Annotated in this window: 11 protein-coding genes and 1 pseudogene; 2 read left to right on the top strand and 10 right to left on the bottom strand. The window is 62.8% G+C overall.

Annotation, left to right across the window (positions count from 1 at the left end; genetic code table 11):
• Positions 1 to 314: 314 nt before the first annotated feature.
• The 4 genes and pseudogenes from VZ95_RS01475 to VZ95_RS01465 all read right to left on the bottom strand — a co-directional run bounded on the left by VZ95_RS01475 (position 315) and on the right by VZ95_RS01465 (position 2,747).
• Positions 315 to 656, bottom strand: a complete 342-nt coding sequence (locus tag VZ95_RS01475; protein ID WP_045774302.1) for a tRNA-binding protein — start codon at positions 654 to 656, stop codon at positions 315 to 317.
• Positions 657 to 1,418: a Gfo/Idh/MocA family protein gene (locus VZ95_RS21335; protein ID WP_052711385.1), complete on the bottom strand. Its 762-nt coding sequence runs from the start codon at positions 1,416 to 1,418 to the stop codon at positions 657 to 659.
• Positions 1,412 to 1,618 carry a hypothetical protein gene (locus VZ95_RS21330; RefSeq protein ID WP_052711384.1) on the bottom strand — a complete coding sequence of 69 codons (207 nt, stop codon included), beginning with the start codon at positions 1,616 to 1,618 and terminating at the stop codon, positions 1,412 to 1,414. Before VZ95_RS21330 ends, VZ95_RS21335 begins: the two co-directional genes overlap by 7 nt.
• Positions 1,615 to 2,747 (bottom strand): annotated as a pseudogene (locus VZ95_RS01465) (DegT/DnrJ/EryC1/StrS family aminotransferase). The gene VZ95_RS21330 and the pseudogene VZ95_RS01465 overlap by 4 nt, the downstream one beginning before the upstream one ends.
• 220 nt (positions 2,748 to 2,967) lie before the next feature.
• On the opposite strand from VZ95_RS01465, the gene VZ95_RS01460 reads away from it, so the two are divergent.
• A complete protein-coding gene (locus tag VZ95_RS01460; RefSeq protein WP_045774301.1) occupies positions 2,968 to 4,302 on the top strand; it encodes a hypothetical protein in 1,335 nt (444 codons plus the stop codon).
• 84 nt (positions 4,303 to 4,386) lie between these two features.
• On the top strand, positions 4,387 to 4,614 hold the full coding sequence (locus VZ95_RS01455) for a hypothetical protein (RefSeq protein WP_045774300.1): 228 nt from the start codon (positions 4,387 to 4,389) through the stop codon (positions 4,612 to 4,614).
• Here the strand turns inward: VZ95_RS01455 and VZ95_RS01450 are convergent.
• The 6 genes from VZ95_RS01450 to sufB form a co-directional block, all read right to left on the bottom strand.
• Positions 4,606 to 4,971 carry an SUF system Fe-S cluster assembly protein gene (locus VZ95_RS01450; RefSeq protein ID WP_084627507.1) on the bottom strand — a complete coding sequence of 122 codons (366 nt, stop codon included), beginning with the start codon at positions 4,969 to 4,971 and terminating at the stop codon, positions 4,606 to 4,608. The genes VZ95_RS01455 and VZ95_RS01450 overlap by 9 nt on opposite strands.
• Positions 4,968 to 5,399: an iron-sulfur cluster assembly scaffold protein gene (locus tag VZ95_RS21325; protein WP_052711383.1), complete on the bottom strand. Its 432-nt coding sequence runs from the start codon at positions 5,397 to 5,399 to the stop codon at positions 4,968 to 4,970. Before VZ95_RS21325 ends, VZ95_RS01450 begins: the two co-directional genes overlap by 4 nt.
• 7 nt (positions 5,400 to 5,406) lie before the next feature.
• Positions 5,407 to 6,651, bottom strand: coding sequence for an aminotransferase class V-fold PLP-dependent enzyme (locus VZ95_RS01440; RefSeq protein WP_045774299.1), 1,245 nt, complete (start codon positions 6,649 to 6,651; stop codon positions 5,407 to 5,409).
• Entirely contained in the window at positions 6,648 to 7,925 is a 1,278-nt protein-coding gene (gene sufD, locus VZ95_RS01435) for a Fe-S cluster assembly protein SufD (protein WP_052711382.1), read from the bottom strand. The genes VZ95_RS01440 and sufD overlap by 4 nt, the downstream gene beginning before the upstream one ends.
• A complete protein-coding gene (sufC, locus tag VZ95_RS01430) occupies positions 7,926 to 8,687 on the bottom strand; it encodes a Fe-S cluster assembly ATPase SufC (protein ID WP_045774298.1) in 762 nt (253 codons plus the stop codon).
• 69 nt (positions 8,688 to 8,756) lie between these two features.
• On the bottom strand, positions 8,757 to 9,534 hold a 778-nt coding region (gene sufB / locus VZ95_RS01425), incomplete at its 5' end, for a Fe-S cluster assembly protein SufB (protein ID WP_045774297.1).

The raw sequence follows: 9,534 nt of genomic DNA, 5'->3' as shown, positions 1-9,534 counted from the left end.
CAGGATCAAACTCTCAGGTTGATGCTATCGATGTCCCCACCGACAGCAACCTTACTAATCCTAAACTCTCTATCTCTAGAAGGTTCAGAACCAGCAACCAAACAGGCCGCCGACTCCAAAACCCTTCCCCATTAACCTACAATGTCAAAAGAACCCCGGAACTTCTCAGCTCCAACCCCGATTTCCTCAGCGTTTCAGCGACTTAGTCGCCGGCGCCTCGTCGTCGGGAGCCGCGTTATAGCCCCGCTCCAAAAATCTGGCAACAGCTTTTTACAAAAAACATCGTAAGGACGCCGCAGACCCGTTATGCGCCTTTAGAACAGCTTGCCACCGTTGGGCACCGGCACCGTCGGACTGACCAGAACCACAGCGTCATTGGCATCGGGGAAGCCCAGCACCAAGACTTCGGACAGCCATTTGCCGATCTGGCGCGGCGGGAAATTGACCACCGCCGCCACCTGCCGCCCAACCAGGGTTTCCGGCTGATAATGCACGGTGATCTGCGCGCTGGATTTCTTCACGCCGATCTCCGGGCCGAAATCCACGCGCAGCTTAATGGCGGGCTTGCGCGCTTCGGGAAACGGCAGAGCTTCGATAATGGTGCCGACGCGGATATCGACGCGCTCGAAATCGGCATAGGTAATGGTTTCGGTCATTTAGGCCCCGTAAAGCTGATCTTGAATGGCCCAGACAAGGTTGAGCACGGGCAAGGCCGCCTGCACGGTCACGCCGACCGCCTCCGGCCTGCCCGCCCGAACCCCGTCCAGGAACTGCGTGAGTTCGGCGGCGAGCGATTCCTGCGGTTGGACGGCGACGGGCACAAGGCTGCGGCCCTCGCTTTGGCCATCGGGAAGCAGGCATTCGCTAGCCTGTACCCTGCGGTTGAGAAAATCGATGACGACCATCCCCTCCTCCGTCAGCACGCGGGTTTCGCGGACCCGGTCGGGAACGATGCGGCTGCCCTGCATCGAAACGCGAATGGGGGTAGGCGTGCGTTGGGTCCAGGCCGCCAGCACATGATCGCGCTTGGCCACGCCTTCGGCCAGCGCGAAACCCTGCGCCATCAGCCCCTCGGGCACGCCGCCCATCAGGGCGACCGCCGCGTCGATATCATGGATCATCAGATCGATGACCACATCGGTATCGAGAATCCGGTTGGAGCCGACGTTCAGCCGCCGCCCGTCGATGGCGAGGATGCGACGCCCGTGCAGCAGCTTCTGCGCCGCAACGAAGGCCGGGTTAAAACGCTCGACGTGGCCCGTTGCGACCGGAACCCCGGCGCGCTCGGCAGCGGAAATAACGGCTTCGGCTTCGGTCAGGGTCACGGCGAAGGGTTTTTCGATGAGAAGCGGCTTGCCTGCTGCAATCACCGCCTGGGCGAGCCCCGCATGGGCGGCGGAACTCGCGGCGATCACCACGGCATCCGCCCCGGCGAGAGCGGTATCGAGAGCGGCGGTCGCTCCCCACCTGTTTGCGCGGCGAGAGCAGCGGCGCGGTCGGCGTGCGAATCGAAAATTCGGTGCAGTTTCGCCCCCGGCAGCGCGGCCAGCGTTCGGGCGTGGTTACCGCCCATCACGCCCGCGCCGAGGATCGAGACCAACAGCGGCGGGACGCTCATGCCGCCACCGCGCGGTTGACCGCCGCAAGGATCCGATCCTGGGTCGGCGCGTCCAGATAAGGGTGCATCGGCAGGCTGAGCACTTTTTGCGACAGGCGATCGGTGACCGGCAGGCCGCCCGGAACCTGCGGGTAGTTCTGATACGGCGGCTGCGTGTGCAGCGGGCGCATATAATAGATCATCGTCGGGATCCCCTCGGCTTGCAGCGCCTGCTGCACCGCGTCGCGGTTGTCGACCAGCACGGTATATTGCGCCCAGACCGAGGTACGCCCGGCGAGAAGCGCCGGGACGGTCCAGGTTTTCGGCAGCCCTGCGGCATAGCGTTCCGCCACGGCATTGCGGGCGGCGATTTCATCGTCGAAAATCGTCATTTTTTGCAGCAACACCGCCGCCTGCATCGTATCGAGCCGCCCGGTGATGCCAAGGCGGACGTTCTCATACTTATCGCGGCCTTGACCGTGGACGCGGATCGAGTGCAGCACGTCGCGGAAATCATCGTCGTTGGTGAAGATCGCGCCGCCGTCGCCGTAGCAGCCCAAGGCTTCGCCGGAAAGAAGGAGGTGGTGGCGAAATCGCCCAACGCGCCGACCCGGCGGTTATCGTAGCTCGCGCCGAAGCTTTGCGCGGCATCCGCCAAAATCCACAGGCCGTGCGCATCGGCAATCGATTGGAGCGCGCGGTAATCGGCGGGCTGGCCGAAGAGATCGACGGCGATAATCCCGCGCGGCGTGAGCCCCGCCGCTTCCGCCACCGGAATCGCCGCCTTCAGGCTGGCGGGATCGATATTGAAATCCTCCTCGCGCACATCGACGAAAACCGGCGACGCCCCCAACAGTGCCACCACTTCGGCGGTCGCGGCGAAGGTGAAGGACGGGCAGAACACCGCATCGCCCGGCCCGATACCCTTCGCCATCAGCACCATCATTAGCGCATCAGTGCCCGAAGCGCAGGAGATACAGTGCTTCACCCCGGCGTAGGCGGCGAGTTGCGCTTCAAGCTCGCGCACTTCCGGCCCCAGGATGAAGGCACCATGCTCCAAAACCCGCGCTAAGGCCTGCTCAATTTGCGGACCAAGACGGCGGCGCTGTGCTTTAAGGTCGATGAAGGGAAGCGGAGCAGCAAGGGACATTCGTATTTCCAAACCTTAGAGCAAATCCCGAGCAGATGGACCCATCTGCGACGGCGCATTTGCGTTAAAAACACCACGAGCCGAAATCATCGGCAGAGCCTGCAAGGCTCTGTAAGACAGGGCGGATCATACTGAGTTGAAATCGGCTCGCACTTAAAATTTCGTTACGGGACGTTTCGGTATGGGGCGTTTCAGTAATCCCCGCACAAGGATGGGACGCGTGATCGATCAGGAGCCGAGAGACTGGCGTAGCCTTTGTATTCTGCTGCATCGCAGCCTGCTCGCGGGCTTTATTGTCATTACTCTGGCGCGCGCGCTTGGGTTTGTCCTGCCCCAATCGGTTGCGGCGGGGGCGGCGATTCTGCTGCTGGCGAGCGCCGTGCCGCTGGTGAAGGGCCGGACCTTCGCCATCGCGGGTATGCTGACCCTCGCCTGCGCCGGGCTGCTGGCGACGGGCGCGCCGCTGAGCGGAATCACGGCAGGATTGGTCGATGCTTTGACCTTCGCCGCCTATCTGCCCGTGCTGCAAATTCTGCGCGTCATCATTGGCGAACTGCCCGCGATGGCCCGCGCCCGCGCAGCCTTCACCCGCCTGCCGCCCCAGGGGCGCGATACCGGAACGCTGGTATTGGCGACGGGGCTCGGGGGAATTTTGACGACGGGCGCCCATGCCCTGCTCGCGCCGCTGCTGCCAAAAGACGCGCCGGAGGACGAACGGCGGCAAATGGCCTTGATCTCTTTGCGCGGGATTTGTTTTTCGGCCTTCTGGTCGCCGTTTGCGGTCTCGGTCGCTTTCGGCACGCAGTACATCCCCGGCAGTACCAGCGTGAGCCATACCTTCGTTGGCTTAGGCTTTGCCGCCGTGATCTTCCTGCTGGCCTGGCGGATGGAGGGTGGCGGCTCGCTGCTGCCGGGCGTCCGTGCCGTTCTGCCGATCCTGCCCCATTGTGTGATCGCCGCTGGAGCCACTGTGCTGCTAGTGGCGACCACAACGATCGGCAACCTTGATGCCGTCGTCGTCGCGACCTTACCGCTGGCCCTGCTCGCCCTGCTCTGGCAAGCCCCCAGCGCAACCTATGGCGTTACGCGCACGATCTGGCAGGGGCTAGCGCGCGGGGCCGATGAGGTCTTGCTGATTACCCTCGCCCTAACCCTCGGACGCTTGATCGAAGGCTCGCCCTGGCTGATCGGCCTGCTCGCCCCGCTGATCGGCGGCTTGCCGGTGCCGCTACTGCTGACGGCGATTTTCGCGGCCATGATCGGCGGCGGCGTGATCGGCCTGCATCCGATGATTACGGCGGCCGTCTTGATCGGTGTGCTGGGCCAGGCGGCCGGCGCGATGGAGCCGCTGGTGATGATGCAGGCGATCCAATCGGCCTGGGGCTTTGCCGTGCTGGTCTCGCCCTCGGGTATCACCCTAATCGTAGCGACGATGATGTTCGCCGTGCCGCAACAGCGCCTACTCTATAGCCGGAATATCCTATTCGTCGCCCTCAGTAGCCTCGCCCTGATCGTTGGGTTGACGCTGATGAACATGGCACTGCGCTTGTCTTAACGCACGCGGCACCGCATACTAGGCGGCAAAGGTGCCTTGGCTTCCAAAAGCCCCTAAACGGCCCGCCACAGAAAGTAGCTGACCATGACCGACGCGGTGAACGACGTTATCCTGTCCGAAATCCGGAATCTGACGCAAGCCATCCGCGACCTTCAAAGCGAAGTGCGCCGTTCGGCCTGTATGGTGGCCTCGGCCCAACTGATCGCTGTCGACGCCAGCCGGTCGGAAGTTTATGCGACCCTGATGGACGATAGCCTGCTGGAGACGACGGAACGCCTCACCAAGCTGCTCTCGCTCAGCCCCCTAAAATAGATTCAATTGAAGCCGGGCTTCTTCGCTCATCCGGTCTTGCGTCCACGGCGGCATCCAGACGAGGCTGACGGTAGCATCGACGACGCCCGGCACCGATTTGACCTTATCGGCCACTTGGATCGGGATTTCTTCGGCCACGGGGCAGTTCGGGGCGGTCAGTGTCATATCGATGAAAACGCGGCGGTCTTCCAGCACGCGCAGATCGTAAATCAGCCCGAGATCGACGATATTCACCGGAATTTCCGGGTCGAATACCGTGCGCAGCGCGTCTAGCACTTGATCTTCCAGATCGCCCGTCGGGGCCGCCGGTAAAGGGTCTTGTGCGTGCAGATCGAAGTCGGTCGGCGGATTATTCATGCCCGGTACTCTTGAGTGTTCGTCGAAAGGGAGGAAAGCGCCTCTTTCAGCGCTTCCACGGGAAGCAGCACGCATTTTTGCCGGGGGCGCGGGATCGGGCGGTCGAGCATCGCAGCAAACGCGCTTTCCGGCTCGGATACCCCGCTTGCGACGAGGCGGCGCGCGGTTTCGATTTGCGCCGGAAGGTCGGCAAGCTTCCGACCCGGCAGATCGTCCAACAGGGCGGCGAGCCCGGCGCAACATAAGGCACAGCCGCGCGCGTCGCCCCCCGCCGCCGTCACAATCCCCTCGGCAACCGTCAGATCGAGCGTAACCCGATCCCCGCAAAGGGGATTATTCCGAACCGCCGACACGTCCGGCTCCGGCAGGCGCGACAGTTTCCGCGCGGCGAGCGCTACAATGGCGTCGGAATAAAGCGCCTCGCCCATTCCGGCCTCAGGCGCGTTTCGGTGCGAACATGCGCTGAGCCGCGCGGATCGCCTCGACCAGCCGGTCGAGATCCTCAGGCTCATTATAGAGCCCTAAGGATGCCCGCGCCGTCGCCGTTAGCCCAAACTCGTTCAGCAGCGGCTGCGCGCAGTGGCTCCCGGCGCGAATGGCGACATTGTGATGGTCGAGAATAGTGCCAAGATCGTGCGGATGGACACCGTCGACCGTGAAGGAGAAAATTCCGGCACGCTCCGGCCCGGCGGGCAGCAGCGTCAGCCCCGGCACTTTCGACAGCACGCTTTCGCCATAGGCCAGCAAGATTTTCTCATGCTCTTCGATCCAGGCCCAGCCGAGCGACTGGACGTAATCGATGGCCGCCCCCAAGCCGATCACCCCGGCGATATCGGGCGTTCCGGCTTCGAACCGCTGCGGCGGCTCCAGAAACTCGGTTTTGTCGAAGCGGACTGTGGCGACCATATCGCCGCCGGTCTGGTAGGGGGGCATCCCCTCCAGCACCGACAAGCGCCCGTACAGAATGCCAGTTCCGGTCGGCCCATAGAGCTTATGGGCGGAAAACACATAGAAATCGCAGTCCAACGCCTGCACATCGACCGGGCGATGGGGAATGGCTTGGCAGCCGTCAATCGCGACCAACGCCCCCGCCGCCTTAGCTTCGGCGACCAATTCCGCCACAGGCAACACGGCTCCGGTTGCATTGGCGATATGGGTGAAGGAAGCAAGCTTAACCTTGCCGTCCGCCAGCTTCGCGGTGAAATCAGCGCGATCAATCCCGCCATCCGCAGCCAGCGCGGCCACGCGCAACTCAATACCGATCTGATCGCGCAGAATCTGCCACGGAATGATATTGGCGTGATGCTCCATTGCCGAAATCAGCACCGCATCGCCCGCTTTCAGGTGCGCCCGCCCCCAAGAATGGGCGATGAGGTTCAGCCCCTCGGTCGCCCCGCGCACGAAGATAATCTCCTGCTCGGAGGCGGCATTGAGGAATTTCGCCACCTGCACCCGCACGCCTTCGTAAGCATCGGTCGCAGTGGCCGACAGCTTATAGACGCCGCGATGGATATTGGCGTAGCCGGTGGCATAGAATTGGCTGACCGCCTCAATGACCGAAGCGGGTTTTTGCGCCGACGCGCCACTATCGAGATAGGCGAGCCCGGCGTTCGGCCCCTGCGGGTCGAAAATCGGGAAATCCGCCTTCGGGTGCGGGCGATTGTGCAAAATCAGGCTCATGCGGCCACCTCGTCCACCGACGTCCCCAGAACCTCTGCCAAAAGACGGCGGACGGCCTGCTGAACGCTCGGCGCTTCAATTTGGTCGGCAACCTCTTCCAGGAAGGCGCGAAGCAACAAGCGGCGGGCTTCGTCGCGCGTTAACCCGCGCGCCATGAGGTAGAAGAGCGCCGCATCGTCGATATCACCCACGGTCGCACCGTGGCTGCATTTCACATCGTCGGCATAGATTTCGAGCTCGGGCTTCGTATCGGCCCGCGCGGTTTCCGAGAGCAGCAGCACGCGGCTTTGCATTTGCGCGTCGGTCTTCTGGCCGCGTTCGGTCACGGCGATCTTACCTTGGAAAATGCCGTGGGCGTGATTATCCGCCACGCCCTTCACAACTTCCTTAGTCCGCGTCGCGTACCCATCGTGGGTGATTTCGGTCAGCAATTGGCTACGCTGGGTGCCGCTGGCCAGATAGAGGCCCTGCACGTCGGTTTCCGCGTGATCTTCGGCAAGATCAATGGCGAGATCGACGCGGCTTTGCTGTGCCCCCAACAGCACCGGCACCGCCGAATAACGCGCCGCCTTCTCCACATGGGCCGAAACCCGCAGGAAAATCTGCGCCGTCGCCTCCGAGCGCACGAACAGCCCGTGGGTAAGGTGCGATCCCATGCCAAGGCTGATATGGGCTGCGCCGTTCAACAACGCCCCCTCCCCGCCAACATAAGTTTCGATCACCTCCGCCCGCGCGCCGCCTTCGAGATCGATACGGGAGAGCAGATGCGTGCCCCGCCCCGCTTCGGTCTGCACGGAAATCAGATGGATCGGCTTATCCAGCACCAGCCCGGCGGGAACGCGCAGCACGAGGCCGTCGCGGGCGAAAGCCACCCCCAGCGCGGCGATGCCATCGGGCAGCAGCGCCGTCAACGGTTCCACAGCACGTGGCCGGGCGTGGGTTGCGACCAGCGTTACACCCTCCGGCAGCCCCTCCAAGTCCGACAAAGCCGGGGCGAACCCGCCATCGACCAGCACGAAACGCCACGCCCCCGGCACCAGGCTTGCCGCCTCGCCCACGAGCTTCGCCGCTTTCACGCCATCGACCGTTTGCGGCGGCAAAAAGCTTTGGGTGGAGATCAGCTTGAGATCGGTCAGACGCCAAAACTCTTCCCGCGCGGAGGGAAAACCGGCGCGCTCGAAAGCGGTGAGCGCGGCGCGGCGTTGGGCGAGCCACCAATCGGGCTCCCCCGCCACCGGCGCGAAGGCCGCAACATAGGCGGCGACGGCACTCATTTACGCGGCGTCCTTATCGAGAAACGCATAACCATCGCGCTCCAACTCCGCCGCGAGGCTGGCGTCGCCGGTGCGGACGATCTTCCCGCCGGAGAGCACATGCACGACGTCCGGCTTAATATGGCTCAGTAGGCGCTGGTAATGGGTGATGAGCACGAAGGCCCGATCGGGCGCGCGCAGGGCATTCACCCCGTCCGACACCGCCTTCAGCGCGTCGATATCGAGGCCCGAATCGGTCTCGTCCAGCACGCAGAGGTCGGGTTCCAGGATCGACATGTGGAAAATCTCGTTGCGCTTCTTCTCGCCGCCCGAAAAGCCGACATTGACCGGGCGCTGCAGCAGATCATCCTTCAGATCGAGCTTCTTCAACTGCGCGCGTACCAGCTTCAAGAACGCGCCCGCGTCCAGATCCGGCAAGCCGTTATGGCGACGCTTGGCGTTCAGGGCCGTGCGCAGGAAGTACATATTGTTCACGCCGGGGATTTCGACCGGGTATTGGAAAGCCAGGAAAATTCCGTTCCGCGCCCGTTCGTCCGCCGCTTGGGCCAGCAGATCCTGCCCCTTATAGCGCACGCTGCCCTTGGTGACGGTATAGCCGTCGCGGCCCGCGATCACATTGGCGAGCGTGCTTTTGCCCGAGCCGTTCGGCCCCATAATGGCGTGGACTTCGCCCGCGTTGATGGTGAGCGACAGGCCGCGCAAGATTTGGCGCGGGCCTTCATCGCCCTCAACTTCTGCCCAAAGATCGTCGATCTGCAACATGGTTAGAACCCTTCTGGAAATCTCCGGCGCGGCGTTGATCGCCGCTGCCGCTTACGTCTTTATTCTGTGTTAGCCGACCGAGCCTTCGAGGCTGATGGCGAGGAGTTTTTGCGCTTCGACGGCAAACTCCATCGGTAGTTCCTTCAGCACTTCCTTAGCGAAGCCATTGACGATCAAGGACAGGGCATCTTCCGCCGACAGGCCGCGCTGCTGGCAGTAGAAGAGTTGATCGTCGCTGATTTTGGAGGTGGTCGCCTCATGCTCCAGCGTCGCCGTCGGCGTGCGCACATCGATATAGGGCACCGTATGCGCGCCGCACTTATCGCCAATCAGCAGCGAGTCGCACTGGGTGAAATTGCGCGCATTCTTGGCTTTCGGGAGAATCTTCACTGCGCCGCGATAGGTATTCTGGCCGTGGCCCGCCGAAATACCCTTCGAGATGATCGTCGAGCGCGTGTTCTTGCCGATATGGATCATCTTCGTGCCGGTATCGGCCTGCTGGCGGTTATTCGCAATCGCCACCGAGTAGAATTCGCCGACCGACTCGTCGCCTTGCAGCAGGCAGGACGGGTATTTCCAGGTAATCGCCGAGCCGGTTTCGACCTGCGTCCAGGAAATCTTCGACTTCATGCCGCGACACGCGCCGCGCTTAGTGACGAAATTGTAAATCCCGCCCTTGCCGTCGGCATCACCCGGATACCAATTCTGCACGGTCGAATATTTGATCTGTGCCCGATCCATCGCCACGAGTTCAACCACCGCTGCATGAAGCTGATTTTCGTCGCGCTGCGGGGCCGTGCAGCCTTCGAGGTAGGACACATAGCTATCGTCTTCGGCGATAATCACG

Origin of the sequence: Elstera litoralis, assembly GCF_000963705.1 — a bacterium.
GTDB lineage: Bacteria > Pseudomonadota > Alphaproteobacteria > Elsterales > Elsteraceae > Elstera > Elstera litoralis.
Note: the sequence above shows the minus strand (reverse complement) of the source record. Positions and strands in the feature narration are given on the sequence as shown.

What these genes read in the sequence shown, in the direction of transcription:
- VZ95_RS01475 (WP_045774302.1), bottom strand. Translation starts at nt 656, where the DNA reads ATGACCGAAACCATTACCTATGCCGATTTCGAGCGCGTCGATATCCGC.
- VZ95_RS21330 (WP_052711384.1), bottom strand. Translation starts at nt 1,618, where the DNA reads ATGAGCGTCCCGCCGCTGTTGGTCTCGATCCTCGGCGCGGGCGTGATG.
- VZ95_RS01455 (WP_045774300.1), top strand. Translation starts at nt 4,387, where the DNA reads ATGACCGACGCGGTGAACGACGTTATCCTGTCCGAAATCCGGAATCTG.
- VZ95_RS01450 (WP_084627507.1), bottom strand. Translation starts at nt 4,971, where the DNA reads ATGAATAATCCGCCGACCGACTTCGATCTGCACGCACAAGACCCTTTA.
- VZ95_RS21325 (WP_052711383.1), bottom strand. Translation starts at nt 5,399, where the DNA reads ATGGGCGAGGCGCTTTATTCCGACGCCATTGTAGCGCTCGCCGCGCGG.
- VZ95_RS01440 (WP_045774299.1), bottom strand. Translation starts at nt 6,651, where the DNA reads ATGAGCCTGATTTTGCACAATCGCCCGCACCCGAAGGCGGATTTCCCG.
- sufD (WP_052711382.1), bottom strand. Translation starts at nt 7,925, where the DNA reads ATGAGTGCCGTCGCCGCCTATGTTGCGGCCTTCGCGCCGGTGGCGGGG.
- sufC (WP_045774298.1), bottom strand. Translation starts at nt 8,687, where the DNA reads ATGTTGCAGATCGACGATCTTTGGGCAGAAGTTGAGGGCGATGAAGGC.